Annotated in this window: 13 protein-coding genes; 8 read left to right on the top strand and 5 right to left on the bottom strand. The window is 61.6% G+C overall.

Annotated elements, in window-relative coordinates:
- Positions 1 to 161 precede the first annotated feature (161 nt).
- Positions 162 to 1130 (top strand): 2-hydroxyacid dehydrogenase, encoded by a 969-nt coding sequence (locus U6037_RS10995; protein ID WP_322846756.1) that lies wholly within the window; start codon positions 162 to 164, stop codon positions 1128 to 1130.
- Here U6037_RS10995 and tssA read toward each other — a convergent pair.
- From tssA to U6037_RS10970, 5 genes are read right to left on the bottom strand one after another with little or no spacing between them, the layout of a single operon-like run.
- Positions 1127 to 2209: a type VI secretion system protein TssA gene (gene tssA / locus U6037_RS10990; protein WP_322846755.1), complete on the bottom strand. Its 1083-nt coding sequence runs from the start codon at positions 2207 to 2209 to the stop codon at positions 1127 to 1129. The genes U6037_RS10995 and tssA overlap by 4 nt on opposite strands.
- Entirely contained in the window at positions 2206 to 6030 is a 3825-nt protein-coding gene (locus U6037_RS10985; RefSeq protein ID WP_322846754.1) for a type VI secretion protein IcmF/TssM N-terminal domain-containing protein, read from the bottom strand. The genes tssA and U6037_RS10985 overlap by 4 nt, the downstream gene beginning before the upstream one ends.
- Positions 6027 to 6791: a DotU/TssL family secretion system protein gene (locus tag U6037_RS10980; RefSeq protein WP_322846753.1), complete on the bottom strand. Its 765-nt coding sequence runs from the start codon at positions 6789 to 6791 to the stop codon at positions 6027 to 6029. Before U6037_RS10980 ends, U6037_RS10985 begins: the two co-directional genes overlap by 4 nt.
- Positions 6792 to 6809: 18 nt before the next feature.
- The gene (gene tssK / locus U6037_RS10975; RefSeq protein WP_322846752.1) at positions 6810 to 8141 is read right to left on the bottom strand and encodes a type VI secretion system baseplate subunit TssK; all 1332 of its coding nucleotides are present in this window, start codon (positions 8139 to 8141) and stop codon (positions 6810 to 6812) included.
- Between the two features lie 46 nt (positions 8142 to 8187).
- Positions 8188 to 8634 (bottom strand): type VI secretion protein, encoded by a 447-nt coding sequence (locus tag U6037_RS10970; RefSeq protein ID WP_322846751.1) that lies wholly within the window; start codon positions 8632 to 8634, stop codon positions 8188 to 8190.
- 227 nt (positions 8635 to 8861) lie between these two features.
- On the opposite strand from U6037_RS10970, the gene tssB reads away from it, so the two are divergent.
- The 7 genes from tssB (at position 8862) to tssH (ending at position 17284) form a co-directional block, all read left to right on the top strand.
- Positions 8862 to 9404, top strand: a complete 543-nt coding sequence (tssB, locus tag U6037_RS10965) for a type VI secretion system contractile sheath small subunit (RefSeq protein WP_064390536.1) — start codon at positions 8862 to 8864, stop codon at positions 9402 to 9404.
- A 30-nt stretch (positions 9405 to 9434) separates the two neighbouring features.
- On the top strand, positions 9435 to 10916 hold the full coding sequence (tssC, locus tag U6037_RS10960) for a type VI secretion system contractile sheath large subunit (RefSeq protein ID WP_129394379.1): 1482 nt from the start codon (positions 9435 to 9437) through the stop codon (positions 10914 to 10916).
- Positions 10917 to 11018: 102 nt separating this feature from the next.
- Positions 11019 to 11516: an Hcp family type VI secretion system effector gene (locus U6037_RS10955; RefSeq protein WP_150650720.1), complete on the top strand. Its 498-nt coding sequence runs from the start codon at positions 11019 to 11021 to the stop codon at positions 11514 to 11516.
- Positions 11517 to 11531: 15 nt separating this feature from the next.
- Positions 11532 to 11975: a type VI secretion system baseplate subunit TssE gene (tssE, locus tag U6037_RS10950; protein WP_322846750.1), complete on the top strand. Its 444-nt coding sequence runs from the start codon at positions 11532 to 11534 to the stop codon at positions 11973 to 11975.
- Entirely contained in the window at positions 11959 to 13752 is a 1794-nt protein-coding gene (gene tssF / locus U6037_RS10945; RefSeq protein WP_322846749.1) for a type VI secretion system baseplate subunit TssF, read from the top strand. The genes tssE and tssF overlap by 17 nt, the downstream gene beginning before the upstream one ends.
- On the top strand, positions 13716 to 14741 hold the full coding sequence (tssG, locus tag U6037_RS10940) for a type VI secretion system baseplate subunit TssG (RefSeq protein WP_322846748.1): 1026 nt from the start codon (positions 13716 to 13718) through the stop codon (positions 14739 to 14741). The genes tssF and tssG overlap by 37 nt, the downstream gene beginning before the upstream one ends.
- Before the next feature lie 2 nt (positions 14742 to 14743).
- Positions 14744 to 17284, top strand: coding sequence for a type VI secretion system ATPase TssH (tssH, locus tag U6037_RS10935; protein WP_322846747.1), 2541 nt, complete (start codon positions 14744 to 14746; stop codon positions 17282 to 17284).
- Positions 17285 to 17322: the final 38 nt, after the last annotated feature.

The raw sequence follows: 17322 nt of genomic DNA, 5'->3' as shown, positions 1-17322 counted from the left end.
GCACCGGATCACCGGTGTGCTGCCAACCCTTGCTTCTTGCCCGAAGCCGTCCAGAATCAAAGCACCACTGCGCGAATGACAACGATTGCCAAGTCGCTGCGGATTCAGCACTCTGAAACGATTTTCGCGACCAACCCGCCGACGTTCACAGGAGCCGCGCAATGCCCGCAACCGTTCTGGTACTGGTTGAAACCATCAATGACTATTTGCCGATTCTCGAACATCAGGGCTTTCACCTGATTCTCGCCCCCACGCCCGCTGAACGTGCGCACGCCATTGCCTCCCAGGGCAGTCGCATCGACGCGGTGCTGACCCGCGGTCCGCTGGGCCTCACCGCCGAAGAAATCGCCGCCCTGCCCGCGCTGAAGATCATTACCGTCATCGGCGCCGGCTACGAACACGTCGACCTGCAGGCCGCCAGCAACCGTGGCATTACCGTCACCAACGGCGCCGGGGTCAACGCCTCATCGGTGGCCGACCATGCGATGGCGATGTTGTTGGCGCTGGTACGGGATATCCCGCGTTGTGATGCCGCCGTACGCCGGGGTGAATGGCCGAAGATCATGCGCCCGTCACTGGCCGGCAAACGCTTGGGGATTCTCGGGCTGGGCGCAGTGGGCCTGGCGATCGCCAAACGCGCGAACCTCGGCTTCGACATGGAAATCAGCTACCACAGCCGCCAGGTGCGTAGCGATGTGCCTTATGCGTTCTGCTCGACGCCGACCGAACTGGCCCGTGCCTCGGACTTTCTGATTGTCGCCACGCCCGGTGGCATTGGCACCCAACATCTGGTCACCCGCGCGGTGCTCGATGCGCTCGGGCCGAAAGGCTTCATCGTCAACATTGCCCGCGCCAGCGTCATTGCTACGGCGGATCTGATCACTGCCCTCGAACAACGCAGAATTGCCGGTGCCGCGCTCGATGTATTCGATCACGAGCCGCAAGTGCCGGATGCGCTGAAAACCCTGAGCAACGTGCTGCTGACACCACACGTCGCCGGTCTGTCACCGGAAGCAACGCAAGGCACGGTCGAACTGGTAGGCAAAAACCTCGTGGCGTTCTTCTCCGGCGAGCCGGTACTGACGCCCATTGCGCTACCACCGAAACTCAGCAACCAGCGCGTGCACTAAAGCACCCCAAGCAACGTCCACAGGCGCCGTGATTCCGCGTCGGCGCTGATCAATTCACCCAGCAACTCGCTCAACGGTTTATTTCCCCACTCGACGCCGCGACGGATCAGATAGGGCACGGGACTGTGAGGTTCCGTGCGGGCCAGGTATTCGGCGATCAACAGCAATTGCCGATACGCCTCCTCGCGATTGGCCGGTTCGCGAAATACCTGGGCAACCGGCGCTGGCTCTTCAGACTGCGGCAGGGTGACGGGGGTTTCGACCACGGGTGCCGGTGCTGCCGGTTGTTGTGGGTGCATGGCGATAAACTCCTGAACCAGCTTCAGCAGCGCTTGAATGATGTCCTGCAAGGGACGCAATCCCGGGCCTTGCTCACCCAGATAAGCATCGCTCCAGCTGTCGAGCCGTTGCAGGTGTTGCAAGCTCAGCAGCAGGTTGCCCTGGGTGCGCAACCAGAATGCCAGCGGTGTGGCACGGATCTGGTCGCTGAGTTTTTTCTGTTCATTGCGTGCAGTTTCTGCCGAGCTTTTGGCATTCTTGCTGTCGTTGACCTGCACCTGTTGAATCTGCAAACGACGCCAGACTTCGAGGGTATAGGCTTCAAAATCGCTGTTGCGCGTGCCGAACAGCGGCACGCGGGTGAGCAACACTTCACTGTAGCGACGCACCAGCCATTCCAGCGGAATCACGCGCCACGACTGATCGCCCTCCTCGGCTTGCGGATGCAAATGCTCGGGGAAGCGCTCACACAAACCCGCGATCAGCGCCAGGCTGCCGGGCAAACCGTCCAGTGCTTGCAGGTGCAGCCACGCTTCGCCGAGCCAGGCGCTGAGCATCAAGTCCTTGCTGCGCTCGAGCAATAAAGCAGTGGTGAGCTTCTCCACCTCCGGCCAGTTCGCCCGCTTCAGTGTCGACTGCCAGACCCCGGTCGGCAGGCTGGCATCATCTTCGCGGCGCAAGTCGCGCAACTGATCGAACTCACGCTCATAGCGCAAATCGACGCCGCAGGGGGCATCCGCGCTGATCGGCGCGAGCAGTTGATCAATCAGGTCTGGCACAGCGGTCGAGGGCAGGCTCACAGGTCATCCTTCTGCGATTCAAGGGCGGCGGTGCTGCCGGTCAGCTGAAACGGTGAGCGCGGCGCACGGGTGGGCAACGGTGCAATCGACAGCGGCAATTTCGAGCCTTGGCTCATCAGTGACAAGCGCACGAACATGCGGGTGAATTCGCTGGTGACGCTGTCGGTCGCAGCGGTCACCGGCAGGCGCAGGGTCAGCGGGAAGTCGGTGTAATCCATGCTCGGCTGCCGCTGCACCGAAAAGTGCGCGCGCATCATCCGCAGCAACGACCATGGCCCGCCATACTCCCAACCAGCCTCCAGATCGCGCACCACCAGATTCGGCTGCTGTGGATCGTTGACCGGGCGCTCCTTGCCGTTGCGTGCCCAGCGCAGGGTCAGGCGGATGGGTTGACCGACCATCCAGCGCAAACTCGACTGCTCGGCCGCGACCGGGTAGTTGATCTGCTGACTGCCCGCCAGCAAACCCCAGGCAATCACTTGATCGGCACCCTGCTCATTATCGCGATCGGTGCGCCAGCGCACGTCCAGCTCGACGCCGAGGATGCCGCTCTTGTCGCGTACGAACAGCGGCGTCAGCCAGGTACTGGCCTGCTTCAAACGATTGAGAAAGTCCGCTGCGGCCACGCGCTCCGGTGTCTGATTGTTGGCCAGTCCGGCCTGAGCGACCGGCAGGCGCTTGTCGATCAGCTCCAGCAAATACTGCACCCGCGCCGGGTCGGCATCTGGCATCTGCACGCCGTTGGCGAAGGGAAACCGGTCAGCCAGATATTGATTGAAGTAGTTCGCCAGCTCATTCCACGCGGCTGCCGCCTGCTGTACTTGCAGCTGCTGGCAACGCTGCATGGCTTCCTGTTGCAGCTCCACCGCGCGCATCGCCAACGTGCCACGCCCGCCGGCAACGTTGGCGGTCTGCAACATTTGCAGGCAGGAATTGACGTCCATTTCAATGAAATCACGGCTGACGAGTTGCTCGATCTGCGCCGGCGAACTGGCCGGATTCGCTTCTTTGTATTTACGCAGTTCATCGTTCAGTGCGCTGAACTGGGTCACGCGTTCGTAATCCAGTGCCGAGAGATTGGCTTGCTGCGTCGTCAACCACTGCAACGAAGACGTGCGCCGCTCAGTGATGCCGAGCATCGTGTTGAATTGCTGTTTGAGGCTCAGCTTCAGATCCTGCACATCGCTGGCGCCGAACAACTGCAAGCCGAGGTTTTTCGAACCGTCCCACTGGCTGATTTCGGCACGGCCACCGAACAGCGGCTGTGCGGTGATTTCCTCGATACCACCGGTAATCTGCGCCATCGCGCGGCGGTTGAGCGCCGCTTGCAGGCGCGTGGCGAGATCCGCGCGGTGCACCTCGACAAAAGCCTTCTGCAGGGCCATGGCTTGCTCGGCCTGGACGTTGAACACGGCGTAAGGGTGCGCCTGGTCGTTGTGGTCCTTGAGGCTCAACCACATCGCTTGAGCAGCGGCGCGCTCGGCGGTTTTCAACAGTGCTATGCGAAAGTCCGGTGGAATCCGCGGCAGCTCTTCGGCGATGTAGCTGTTGTAGTCGGCAAAATACTTCAACGATTCATTGAGGTCATCGCCGTCTACGGTCTGGCCTTGCAGGTTGACGTTGTCTTCGCTGTCGCGCAGGGCGACCGATACGAATTCACGCTTGAACAGCGCCTGTATCGCGTTATCCAGCTTGATCACTTGTTCCTGCAAGGCCAGTTGCCCGCTGGCTTGCTGCACCAGCAGGTTGTCCCGCGAACCGATCTGGGCGATCCATTGATCGCGGAAACTCTGCTGCAGGCGTGTCGCTTGTGTGTCGAGGTCTTGCTCGACCTGCGTTCCCAGCAACGTACTCTTGCCGACCTTGGTGAGAAAGTCGCGATAACCCGGCACCAGTTCCTGGCCCTTGCCGCGACTCCACGTCGAATTGGTCAGGGCGATCGCCGCTTGCAGATCGTCGACCAGCGCGGTCAGGTCTTCCAGCTCGCTCAGGCTGTTGCCACTGCCGGCGTGCAACTGATCCAGATGCAATTTGAGATAGCCGGCCTTGCTGACAAAGTTGTCGGCGAGGAAATACTGATCCAGCCAGCGCTGCATCAATCCGGAAAAGTTGCTGACGATCTGCGGCCGGTCGACGCTCAGATCAAGCGCCTGCAAGCTGCCGTCTTCCCCGGCCACGAGCAGCCGATTGTAGAACGCGGCAAAGGGCAAGGTGCCCGTGTTGAGGTTCAGCGACAGCGCGTTGTTGCTCAGTTGCACCAGGTCGTCCAGCGGTGCGCGCGGGTTGTTCTGCACTTGATTGAACAACTGGTTCTGCTGTTCCAGACGCAAGGCCCGATCCACCAGATCGTTCGCCTTCAGATAGTTCTGCCACTGCGTCGGGTCGTCGCTTTCGATAGTGCTGCGCCGATCGGTGCTGCGGATCGCCTTGATCTGCGCCAGTTGCGCGTTCAACAGGTCATGCAGCGGCACCATGATGTGGCGCTGGGTGGACTGCAACACTTGCTGCTCAAGCTGATTGTCCAGCGAGGAAAACCACGACGTCGGAAACACCAGAGACACATAGTTCCAGTGCGGCGCACGCTCCAGCACACGCCAGAAGGTCTGCACGTTACGCCGGGTCGAGTCGACTCGCTGCGCCTCATCGCTGATCGCCACGTAGCTCTTTTGCGCGCCCTGCATCTGCCGCGCCAGTTCGTGGGCATCCTTGACCGACACGTGCCAGACCCAAAGCATCGTCACGGCCCAGATAACCCCGATCACCAGCGCCACGCCGGCCGTCAGCCGCTGCCAGCGCTGGCGCAAACGCAGCAGGCGCGGCACGCCTTGCGCCAACCCGCGCTCGCCGACCAGGCGCTGACGCCACAACTGGCGCACGAACACACTTTGTTGCAAGCCGCTGTCGTCGGCGGAGAATCCATCCTTGGCATCCTCCGAGGCCTGACTGGCGCTGAAATAGACACCGCGAAAACACGGTGCTTCACCCTGAGCGTTGCCTTGAAATACCGGTTCCAGGACACTCTGCAAACCACGTCGCAAGGTTTCCAGACGCTCCGGCAAGGCGTACAGATCGGCGCTCAACTGGCCGGACAAGGTGCCGATTTCGATGATGGCTTCCGCCACAGCACGATGGATGCGATCAAGCGCCTGATCGCTCCATTGCCCTTGCCATACCGCATCGCGCGAATAAGGCGACGACCAGCCAAGGGTACGTTCGCGGGCCTCTTCGGGCAGCGCACTGATCAGTTCCTGAAACCCTGGCAGCTCTTCAAGTCCGGTGATGATCACGTATACCGGCACACTCAGGCCAAAACGTTGCAATAGATCGATGAAGCGTCGACGCGCAGCCAGACCGAGGCTGGCAGCCTGTTCGAGATTACTCAGGCGACTGACCGGCACCAGCCAGACCACCCCGTCCAGCGGCCGTTTGCTGCGTATCCGCAGGATCAGACCGAGCAATCGCCACCAGCCGCCACGCTGCAAATGCATACCGTCGTCGGGCAGAAACAACGCCTGCGGCACCACCAGCACAGCGCCTTCCGGGTCCGACCACCAGCGGCCGAACCACGCCGGTTTGTCGGTCGGTTGCAGACGCCATTCACTGACCAGTTGCGTGCCCTGGGTTTCGTCGCCGAGCATCAGCAGCCATGGCATCTGATAGCGATCGTGACTGCCCTGCTCCTGCTCCATTTGCCGCACGGCTGCGTAGAAACTGCGGATCGCTGCGCCACTCTGGGTGCGTAGCCACCATACCGCCACAGCGATGATCACCACGACCAGTAGCAGCGCAACCACCCACGCGACTATTGTCAGGGTACTCATGAGTCTTGCTCCGCTGGCGCCACCGAGTCGATGATCTGCAACACCGGGTCCAGCTCCGAACGAATGTCACGCCAGAGGAACTGGCCAAGCCCGGTCAGCAACAGCACCATCGCCAGAATCCCCAGTGCCAGGCGAAAGCCGTCCGGCAGCGCCGTGCGCACCGGCAGTTGCAATGGCGTGGTCAACGACGGTTGCACCAGACGCTGACTGACATCGGCATAACTGGCCTCGTCCTGCCAGGCAAAGGTGTACAGCGCCAGCCGCCACTTCTCCAGTTGCGCCTGGCTGTGTTCACCGCGCAAACGCCCATGGAAACCGAGAATCAGGCACTGCAGATAAACGTTGGCCAGATCGCGGTTGGTCGGTTGCTGTTCATCGAGCAATGTCTGAATCGCCGCCGGCACTTGCTCGCCGGCCTGACGACTGGAATACAGACGCGACTCCAAAGGTTTGTCCTGCCACGCCGACTGTCCGGGCCATGGCGTGAACAGCAGGGTTTCGTCGACCAGTGCGACGAACGCATAGACCAGCGCCTTGACCTGCTCGGTCGCCGAATCACCAACCCGCGCATAAGCGGTGCGCCACAACCGCTGCGACGCTTGCGTGGACAGTTCGACCACAGTGTCCACCAGCACGGCTTCGTCCTCGCTGTCCTTGGGCAATTGCACCCAGTCCTGTTGCCATTGCTGCCACGTCTGGCGGAACGCGCTGCTCAACGGTGCGTCCTGCAACCCAAGGTTTGCGGCACTTCCTTGCGACATACGGCGTTCCTTGTGTGATCAGGCACTTTCACTGTTCTGGGCGATAAACAGCACCACTTGCCACGGACTGCTGGTCAGCTTCGCCGCCGGTGCAGCGATGACCAGCGGCAGTTGCGCATCAAACCACGTGCCTTCGGCCGTGATCACAAACAGTCGCGTGTCTTCGCCGACGCTGTAGGCCACCTGTTCGCTGCGGCTCATGACCTGATGCGTCAAACCGCTCATGCGCTGACGACTGAGCAGCGCAATGTGCGGTGCCGAGGCGATGATCGCACCGCGCAACCAGTCAATGGCCGCTTGTTCGCTGGCGCCGTTGGGCATGCGCAGACCGATCACCAGACGCTGACTCGGCTGCTCGTCCGGCAGTTGAATGGAAAAGCTGTGCTCACCACGCTCGAAAGGCAGGCTGCGGTAGCCGGCACGGATCAGTTCGAGGGTGGTTTCCAGCCATTGCAGCACTGCATCAAAACCGCGCTGCAACTCGAGAAAATCCAGCGGCGCAAACGCCGGCACCCCAGCCAGCGGATCGAGCGCCGCCCATGCGCCTGCCAGCCCGAGCAGGTGCACATACAAAGATTGCGGATGCACGATACGACTGCTCAGTGCGCCTTCGACTTCCGGCAAGCGCGCCCACAACGCTGTCAACTGGCGGCGGATTTCCAGCGCATCGTCCTGGTTGCCAGCCTGTTGCGCCTGACGCAAGCGGCCGCCGAGAAACAGGCATTTCTCCCGCGCCCGCGCGCAGAGGCCGGCGATGCGTCGACCCAGTGCAGACTCCGGCAACAGCAGCGGTGTTGGCGCGGTGTAAGTCAGCGCCAGGAACCCGCCGCCCTCCTTGCGGATTTTCAGCAGTGGCAGGCAGATCGAATCGGCTTTGTTCAGTTGCGTGCACAGGCGTGGATTAGGTCGCCACACGGTGATCGATTCAGGGAATTCACCACTGGTGAGATCCGGTAGCGCGTCACCCACCACCGACTGCAAGCGGCCCTTGAGCGGCAGCAACTGCCCGGCACGCCACATCGGGCTGATCGCCAGGTACACGGTGACGGTCGCATCGTCGGTGGCATCGACGGCCGCACTGACATCCAGCTCGAGTGCCGGCCCGATCCCGGCCTGCAAATCCACCGGCAGACCGTCGGGCATCGTCCCTTGCAGCGAGAGTACCCGCACCACCCCAGCGCTCAGCGCCGAAGGATCGAACTCCATGTGGCTGACACCCCAGAACCACGGGTTGCACGCTTGCGCCAGATGCGCGCCGAGCGCTTCGGCTCGCAGCCCTTGCAACTGAAAATGCTGCGGCAGCAATTGCATGCCTTCGTGCCAGCAAACCGCGTCAGGTAGCAGGCTCATACGACTCCTTTCGACAAAGCCGCGATCCGGCGGCAGCGGTGGTGTTTCAGTGTTCGGGGTTGACCAGGCTCATCTCGCGGCTGTCGAATTTCAGCCACGCCTCACTCTGATCGTCGAGGCGCAAGCGGTGTGCTCCGGGTGTGGTATAGCTGGCGAAGACCAAAAGTCCAGCGGCCTTCTTGCCCCCTAACGGGAAGGGCTGGCGGTCAATGAATTGCCCCGGCACCAGCTCCAGTCCCCACACGCTCATCAGCTGACGATAGTCGCGCTGGTACTGTTCGCGCCCGGCGAACCACTGGCTGGCACTGATGCCCGACAATTGCTTGAGCAAATCCGGATCGGCGACCGCAACGAAGTCCACGGCAATCGGGGTGTCGTCGTTGGCTTTTGGCGCGACGTCGAGGGTCAGGCTGTCGAGGTCCACTTTCGGCCCGAAGAGCGAGCAACCGGCCAGGGACGCAAACAGCAGTGTTAGAAAAAGTCGTCTATGCAAAATGAATTTTCCTTTTCGCGAACCTGTCCAAAAATGTTTTTGCTTGCTTTTTTATAGACCTGTTCTAGCGTCTTGGGTAGTTCGGTTCCTACAGCCGAATCAAGAAGGTTTGTCAAAGGAACGACAGGTCATCTGCCTCCCTTTCTAACCTACGGTCCAGCAAGGGAAAGCGATGAACGGGCCTCCCCGATGCATTGCGCCCGCTCATCGCATCGGAGTCCGCCGACATGGCAGAAAGTACTCAGCACAAGCTCGACCGGGTGCGCCCGCCCCGAGTGCAAATCACCTACGACGTCGAAATCGGCAACGCCATCGAGAAAAAGGAACTGCCACTGGTGGTCGGAATTCTCGCCGATCTGTCGGGCAAGCCACTTGAACCATTGGCAAAACTGACTGAGCGGCGTTTCACCGAAATCGACCGTGACAACTTCAACGAAGTGCTCGCCTCGATCAGTCCGCGCGCCACGCTGCAGGTCAACAACACCCTCAGCGGCGACGACAGCAAGCTCAATATCGAACTCAATTTCAAACACATCGACGACTTCGACCCGGTCAAGGTGGTGGAGCAAGTCACGCCGCTGCGGCGCCTGTTCGAGGCACGCCAGCGTCTGCGCGATCTGCTGACCAAACTCGACGGCAACGATGACCTGGACAAGCTGTTGCGCGATGTCATCGCCAACACCGAAGGCCTGCAGGAAATCAAATCGGCCCGCCCAGACACCGCTACCCCGGCAGCTGATGCCGAGGCACCGGCCGAACCGCAAGCCTGATCGTCCACTTAATCGAGGGGAGAATTCGCCATGCCCGCTTCTGCTCAGAAACAAGCCAGCGACAGTACGACCGAGACACTTTCCCTGCTCGACCAGATCATTCTCGACGGCCGCATGGCCCACGATGACAGTCAGCAGGACTACGCCCGCGACATGCTCGCGGAATTCGCTACCCAGGTACTTGACGAAGGCATGGCCATCGACAAGGACACCGTGGCAATGATCAACGACCGCATCAGCCAGATCGACGAGTTGATCAGCGCCCAGCTCAACGAGGTGCTGCACCATCCCGATCTGCAAAAACTCGAAGCCTCGTGGCGTGGTCTGCACATGCTGGTGCAGAACACCGAAACCAGCACCCGGCTTAAACTGCGCTTGCTCAACGTCACACAGAAAGAGTTGCAGAACGACCTGGAAAAAGCCGTCGAGTTTGACCAGAGCGCACTGTTCAAGAAGATCTACGAAGAGGAATACGGCACCTTCGGTGGCCATCCCTTCAGCTTGCTGGTCGGTGACTACACCTTTGGCCGGCATCCGCAGGACATTGGCCTGCTGGAGAAACTGTCGAACGTTGCCGCCGCTGCCCACGCGCCGTTCATTGCCGCCGCCAGCCCGCGCCTGTTCGACATGAACAGCTTCACCGAACTGGCGGTGCCGCGTGATCTGTCGAAAGTGTTCGAGAGTCAGGAGCTGATCAAGTGGCGCTCGTTCCGCGAGAGCGAGGATTCGCGCTACGTGTCTCTGGTGCTGCCGCACTTCCTTCTGCGCCTGCCCTACGGCCCTGACACCTCGCCAGTGGAAGGCATCAACTACGTCGAAGACGTCAACGGCACCGACCACAGCAAATACCTGTGGGGCAATGCGGCCTGGGCGCTGTCGCAACGCATCACCGAAGCGTTCGCCAAGTACGGTTGGTGCGCAGCGATCCGTGGTGCTGAAGGTGGCGGCGCGGTCGAAGGTTTACCGGCGCATACGTTCCGCACCAGCTCCGGCGACCTGTCACTGAAATGCCCGACCGAAGTGGCGATCACCGATCGCCGCGAAAAAGAACTTAACGACCTCGGTTTCATCGCCCTGTGCCACAAGAAAAACAGCGATGTGGCGGTGTTCTTCGGCGGCCAGACCACCAACAAATCCAAGGTCTACAACACCAACGAGGCCAACGCCAACGCGCGGATCTCGGCGATGTTGCCGTATGTTCTCGCCGCGTCACGTTTCGCCCATTATCTGAAGGTGATCATGCGCGACAAGGTTGGCAGCTTCATGACCCGCGACAACGTGCAGACCTACCTCAACAACTGGATCGCCGACTACGTGCTGATCAACGACAACGCGCCGCAGGAAATCAAGGCGCAGTACCCGTTGCGTGAAGCGCGGGTAGACGTCACCGAAGTCGCCGGCAAGCCTGGCGCCTACCGGGCGACGGTGTTCCTGCGACCGCACTTCCAGCTGGAAGAGCTGACCGCATCGATTCGCCTGGTGGCGACGTTGCCACCGCCGGTTGCCGCTTAAAGCTGCAGAGAAAACCCTGATGGCGAGGGGATTTTTCCCCTCGCCACGGGTTCCGTGTTCAGCCCGTTTGCCTAATGTGAATTTCTTCAGGAGTTTCAAGCGATGGATGCAATCATTCTCGACCTCGGCGGCGACATCAAAGGCGACAGCCTGCTCGAAGGTTTTGCGGACAAGATCGAAGTCATGTCCTACAGCCACAACGTCGCGATGCAAGTGACCAACGACGTCAGCAACTCGGAACGCACTTCCGGCAAGCCACATATCGGTGAGTTCACTGTTACCAAGTTCGTCGACAGCTCGACGCCCTCGCTCAACGAGTACTGCTGCGCCGGCAAACCGATTCCCGAAGCAGTCATCACCATCGGCCGCAACGCCGCCGAGGGCAGCGGGCAGTTGATGCCCTTCATCGTCTACACCCTGACCAATGTAGTGCTGTCGAACGTCAGCGTCAGCGGCGGCACCGGCGGTAAACCGGTGGAGACCGTATCGCTGAACTTCACCAAGATCAAATGGGAGCTCACCGCACAGAAAGACGACGGCACCAAGGAAGGCACCGCCGCGTCGACCTGGGACATGGCCGCCAACAAGCTTGTCAGCTAACCCGGCGTTCCGGCCATGGCAGGCACCGGCATGCGCGCACCGCTGTTCGAACGCCTCGCGACCAGCGAGGCCGAGAATCCGCGCGCATTCGATCGGCAAGACTTGCTCGACTCGGTGCACGCCGAGCTCGGGCGCCTGTTCAATACACGTCGTGGTCCACTCACACGAACCACACCAGCGAGTGTGATCGACTACGGCATCGCTGACTGGAGCGCCCTGCAACAGCAGCGCAGCGATGATCGGCGCAAGCTGGCACGCGATATTCGCGAAGCCATCACCTGTTTCGAACCGCGCCTGAAACTCAGCGAAGTTCAGGTCAATCCCTTGCCCGAACAGCCGCAGCGGATGAGCATTCGCTTGCTCGGCGAGTTGCGCAGCGGCCAGCAGCACTGGCCGGTGGCGTTTGTCATCGAGCCCGGCGGCGAAGGGCTGGAGGTGCGCCATGAGCGACTCGATTGATCCGCAACTGCTCGACTACTACCAACGCGAACTGACCTGGCTGCGCCACGCCGGCAGCCAGTTTGCCGAGCGCTATCCAAAAGTCGCGCGACGCCTGGAACTGTCGCCAGGCGAATGCCCCGATCCCCACGTTGAGCGTTTGCTGGAAGGCTTTGCGTTGCTCGCCGCACGCCTGCAAAGGCGCCTGGATGACGACTACGCCGAGTTCAGCGACGCGTTGCTCGAACAACTCTATCCGTTGGCGATGCGGCCGTTGCCGTCCTGCGCCATCGTGCAGTTCGAGCCGGACCCGAGCAAAGGCAACCTCGACGACGGCTATTCCCTGCTCCGCGACACGCCGTTATTCGTCACCACCAGCAAAGGCGAGAGCATTCACTTTCGCACCTCGGCCGCCGTTCGTTTATGGCCGATCGAAGTCAGCGAGGCGCTGCTGCTGGGCAGCGATGAAGCCCAAGCGTTGACCGGTGTCGCGCAGTCGCGCTCGGCATTGCGTTTGAGCCTGCGTTGCCTGGGCGAAAGCCAATGGGCAGATCTGGGTATTGAACAATTGCGCATCCATCTGGCCGCGTCACCGGTGGTCAATGCCTGCCTGTATGACCTGCTCGGCGCGCATGCGGTGCAGGTGCTGGCGGGGTCGCCGGGCAGTGTTCCGACGGCGCTGAAAGGTTTGCCGAACATCGTCGGCTTCAGTGATGACGAAGCCCTGTTGCCGGATGAAGACGGTGTCCATCCGGGCATGCGCTTGCTGGCCGAATACTTTGCTTTCCCGGACAAATTTCACTTTTTCGATCTGCCGTTGTGCGGTGTCTCCAGCGACAGCCAGACCCTCTATCTGTACATCGTTTTCGACCGTGCCCCCGCTAGCCGCCTGCACTTGCAGGCCAGTGACATCACCCTGGGCTGCGCGCCGGTGATCAACCTGTTCCCGCGGACTTCCGAGCCTTTGCGGCCCGACGGGACTCGCAGTGAGTATCGACTGATCGCCGACAGCCACCGCGAGAACAGCGTCGAGATCCACAGCATTCGCGGTATGCGCGCCAGTACTCGCGCTGGCGTGCAGCGTCTGCCGGCGTACTACGGCAGTCAGCACAGCGGCGGCGACCAGCAGCGCTACTGGCATGCGCGACGGGTCAATGGCATGACGCCAAACCGGCTCGGCAGTGATTTACTGGTGAGCGTGGTCGACACCCGTTTTGAACCGCAAACCGATCTGCCCGATTACAGCCTTACCGCCGAGTTGCTCTGCACCAACCGCTATCTGGCACAAAGCCTGCCGGCCGGCACGCCGCTGGGTTTCGAGCGTCCCGGGCCGGTCGCCTGGGCACGCTTGCGCAATTCGCCGAGTGCGCAAAGTCTGCCACGGCTGGACGGTGATTCGCGCTGGCGCCTGGTCTCGCAACTGACCCTCAATCATCTGTCGCTGGTCGAAGGACCGCAGGCGCTGGATGCCCTGAAAGAGATTCTGCATCTGCACAATCTGCGCGATGAGACCAGTGCGTTGAGGCAGATCGAAGGTCTGCTGCAACTCAACTGTGAACGGGTGATCGGCCATGTGGGCGCCGATGCCTGGCGCGGTTGGCGCAATGGTCTGGAAGTACAGTTGCAGCTTGATCCGCAGCACTTTGTCGGCAGCAGCGCCGTGCTGTTTTCGGCGGTGCTGGCGCAGTTCTTTTCCCTGTACGCCACGGCCAATCGCTTTGTGCGCACCGTCCTGATGCAGTCCGACAAGGAGGTCAAGGCATGGCAACCCCAAGCCGGCATGCCCCTGTCGCTCTGACCCTGAGCCAGCGCCTGCGCCGTGAGCCGCAGGCCTTCGAATGGTTGCAGGCGTTGCTGTTGCTCGAACGCGAGCAGCCGCAGGCCGATCCACTTGGCAGCGGCACCTCGCCTCAGACCGAAGCGCTGAAACTGCGCGGGCCACTGACGCCGGCGTTTGCCGCCAGCCAGATCGAAGCGCTGCACGAAGCGCCTGGCGAACCGCTGACGATCGACACGCCGATCTTCGGTCTCGGCGGCCCGGACGGTCCTCTCCCCTACGCCTATCAGGATTGGCTGCAACAACGGGCGCGGGCCAAGGATCATGCACCGGCCGCGTTTCTCGATCTGTTCCAGCATCGCTTGCTCAGCCTGCTTTACAAAGTGATGCGCAAACACCGCGTCGCGTTGGGTTTTGTCACGCCGGGGGCTTCGCCGGTGCAGGCGCAATTGCGCGCACTGACCGGTTTGCTGCCCAAGGCTTTGCAGGAGCGCCAGGCTGTTCCCGACTGCGCCGTGCTCGCGTGCACAGCGTTGTTTGCCGATGGCCGTCGCTCACTGGCGGGGTTCGCCGCGATTGTCCGCGAGCAGTTTGCCGTGCCGGTCGAATTGAGCGCCTACGAGGGTGCCTGGCGGCAGATCCCGCCGGCCAGCCGCAGCGTGATCAAACCGGGTGGACGCAACCTGCAACTGGGCCGCAGCGCCGTGGCTGGCACGCGAGTCTGGGATGAGCACGCCGGTATTCGCCTGACCCTCGGGCCATTGCCATCGACACAGGCGGCGCGCTTTCTCCCGGACGGCGAAGCACACCCGGCACTGGCCAGTCTCGCCGGGTTGTATTTCGGCCCGGATCTGGACGTCAGACTGGTGCTGCGGGTGCGCGGGGCCGGGCCGCTGAAGCTCGCTCGCCAGAGCCCGGTTCTGCTGAGCTGGAACGGCGGCTTGCAGCGTCAGGCCAGCCTCGGCGTGCAAACCATCGAAACCCGCCTTCGTCAGCTGGAGATCACCTGAACATGGAACTGGCCAGCCTGATCGGACGCCTCAACCCGGACAACCGCCGCGCCCTCGAACGCGCCGCGCAGCGCTGTTTGCAGCGCGGGCATCACTTTGTCGAGATCGAACATCTGTTGCTCGAACTGCTCGACATCGAGGGCGGTGATTTTGTTTTTCTGCTGCCGCGTTTCGGCCTGGAACGTGATGCGCTCACGGCTGAGATCAACAAGGCGCTGGACCTGTTCAAGGCGGGCAGTACGCGCACGCCGGCGCTGTCGTCGCACACCCTCGGTTTGCTCGAAGATGCGGTGGTCCAGGCCAGTGTATTGGGGCTCGACAGTATTCGTTCCGGGTTGCTGTTGCTGGCGTTGATCGATCGCGACGAGCGCCGCAGCTTGTTGCTCAACAGCGCCTCATCGTTGCTGCGGATTCCCAAAGAAGCGTTGCGCGCGAATCTGCTGGAATGGACGGAAAACTCTCGTGAGCATGTCGGTGCGCGTAAGGGTTCATCGGCCAATCCTGCACCGCGCCAGGACTCGGTGCTCGATCAATACACCCAGGATCTGACGGCCGACGCTCATGCCGGGCGCATTGATCCGATCGTGGGTCGCGACGGTGAGATCCGTCAGTGCATCGACATTCTGCTGCGCCGTCGGCAAAACAATCCGATTCTGGTGGGTGCTCCGGGCGTGGGTAAAACCGCCGTGGTCGAAGGCCTGGCCCTGCGCATTGCCGCCGGTGATGTACCGCCATCGTTGCAGGAGGTCAGTTTGCGTGTGCTCGACCTCGGTCTGTTGCAGGCCGGTGCCGGGGTCAAAGGTGAATTCGAACAGCGCTTGAAGGGCGTTATCGATGCAGTGCGCAGTGCCGACAAGCCGATCATCCTGTTTATCGACGAAGCCCATACGTTGATCGGCGCTGGCGGTGCCGAGGGTGGCAGCGATGCGGCCAACCTGCTGAAACCGGCGCTGGCCCGTGGCGAGTTGCGCACCCTCGCCGCCACGACATGGATGGAATACAAAAAATATTTCGAGAAAGACCCGGCCCTCGCCCGCCGCTTTCAACTGGTACAGGTAGAAGAGCCGGACGAAATCACTGCCGTGGAAATGCTTCGTGGCGTGGCCGCCAAACTTGAACAGCACCACGGCGTGCAGGTGCTCGATGCCGCTATTCATGAAGCGGTGAAGCTCTCGCACCGCTACATTTCCGGCCGTCAGTTACCGGACAAAGCCATCAGCGTGCTCGACACCGCGTGCGCCCGGGTCGCCCTCGGCCAGCACGATGTGCCGCCACCGCTGGAGAGCCTGCGTCATCGCCAGCAAAGCCTGAAAGAAGAAGTCGAACGCCTGCGCCGTGAACAGGCCACCGGGCTGGACCACCGCGAACGCATCACGCTGCTGGAAAGTGAGTCGAAGACCAACGTTCAGGCGATTCGCGAACTGGAAACCCGCTGGAGCGAAGAGCGCGTCGCCGTACGCGAACTGCTCGATACCCGCCGTGAACTGCTGGATTTGAGCGAACGCGCCGACAGCGAAAAACCTGATGAAGCCACCGACAGCCGCATCGATCATCTGGCCGCCGAACTGCTGCGACTGGAGGCCGGCCTCGATGCGATTCGCCAGGACGACCCACTGGTGCCCGAACAGGTCGACACCAAAACCGTCGCCGCCGTGATTGCCGGCTGGACCGGCATCCCCGTCGGCAAAATGCTCGCCGACGAAGCCCACGCCGTGCGCACTCTAGGCACACGCATGGGCCAACGCGTGATGGGCCAAAGCCTCGCGCTCAATACCATCGCCCAACGCTTGCAGGCCTACCGCGCCGGACTCACCGACCCGCAAAAACCGGTCGGAGTGTTCCTGTTGGTCGGCCCCACGGGCGTCGGCAAAACCGAAACGGCGTATGCGTTGGCCGACGCCTTGTACGGCGGCGAACGCAACCTGATCAGCATCAATCTTTCCGAATATCAGGAGGCCCACACCGTCAGCCAACTCAAAGGCGCACCACCCGGTTATGTCGGTTACGGCAGCGGCGGCGTGCTGACCGAGGCGGTGCGGCGCAAACCTTATTCGGTGGTGTTGCTCGATGAAATCGAGAAGGCCCACCCGGATGTGCTGGAGGCGTTCTACAACGTTTTCGATAAAGGCTTGATGGAGGACGGCACCGGGCTGGTGGTGGATTTCAAGAACACCGTGATGCTCGCCACCAGCAACGTCGGCGCCGAACTGTTGCTCGACACACCGGTTGCGCAACTCGGCTCCGAAGCCTTCAACGAAGCCCTGCACAAGGTCCTGCTGCAAGCCTTCCGCCCGGCGTTTCTGGCGCGCATGACCGTGGTTGCCTATCGGCCGCTGGATGAGGCGACGCTGGAAGGGATTGTGCTCGCCAAGCTTGAGAAGTTGCGTGGCCGGTACAAGGCGGCGACCGGCAAGCAGTTCGAGTTCGATTCGGGAATTGTCAAAGCGGTGCTGGCCAAGTGCAGCGCGGCGGGTGCACGGGATGTCGAGAATGTGTTGATGACACAGGTGACGGGGAAGCTGGCGGAGTGGGTGCTGGAGTAACAGAAACGACACCTCCAGTTCTGTGCAAATAAAATCAA

The sequence above is a fragment of the Pseudomonas sp. B33.4 genome (assembly GCF_034555375.1).
GTDB lineage: Bacteria > Pseudomonadota > Gammaproteobacteria > Pseudomonadales > Pseudomonadaceae > Aquipseudomonas.
This window is presented reverse-complemented; position numbering and strand designations above follow the sequence as displayed.

What these genes read in the sequence shown, in the direction of transcription:
- U6037_RS10995 (WP_322846756.1), top strand. Translation starts at nt 162, where the DNA reads ATGCCCGCAACCGTTCTGGTACTGGTTGAAACCATCAATGACTATTTG.
- U6037_RS10985 (WP_322846754.1), bottom strand. Translation starts at nt 6,030, where the DNA reads ATGAGTACCCTGACAATAGTCGCGTGGGTGGTTGCGCTGCTACTGGTC.
- U6037_RS10980 (WP_322846753.1), bottom strand. Translation starts at nt 6,791, where the DNA reads ATGTCGCAAGGAAGTGCCGCAAACCTTGGGTTGCAGGACGCACCGTTG.
- tssK (WP_322846752.1), bottom strand. Translation starts at nt 8,141, where the DNA reads ATGAGCCTGCTACCTGACGCGGTTTGCTGGCACGAAGGCATGCAATTG.
- tssB (WP_064390536.1), top strand. Translation starts at nt 8,862, where the DNA reads ATGGCAGAAAGTACTCAGCACAAGCTCGACCGGGTGCGCCCGCCCCGA.
- tssC (WP_129394379.1), top strand. Translation starts at nt 9,435, where the DNA reads ATGCCCGCTTCTGCTCAGAAACAAGCCAGCGACAGTACGACCGAGACA.
- U6037_RS10955 (WP_150650720.1), top strand. Translation starts at nt 11,019, where the DNA reads ATGGATGCAATCATTCTCGACCTCGGCGGCGACATCAAAGGCGACAGC.
- tssE (WP_322846750.1), top strand. Translation starts at nt 11,532, where the DNA reads ATGGCAGGCACCGGCATGCGCGCACCGCTGTTCGAACGCCTCGCGACC.
- tssF (WP_322846749.1), top strand. Translation starts at nt 11,959, where the DNA reads ATGAGCGACTCGATTGATCCGCAACTGCTCGACTACTACCAACGCGAA.
- tssG (WP_322846748.1), top strand. Translation starts at nt 13,716, where the DNA reads ATGGCAACCCCAAGCCGGCATGCCCCTGTCGCTCTGACCCTGAGCCAG.
- tssH (WP_322846747.1), top strand. Translation starts at nt 14,744, where the DNA reads ATGGAACTGGCCAGCCTGATCGGACGCCTCAACCCGGACAACCGCCGC.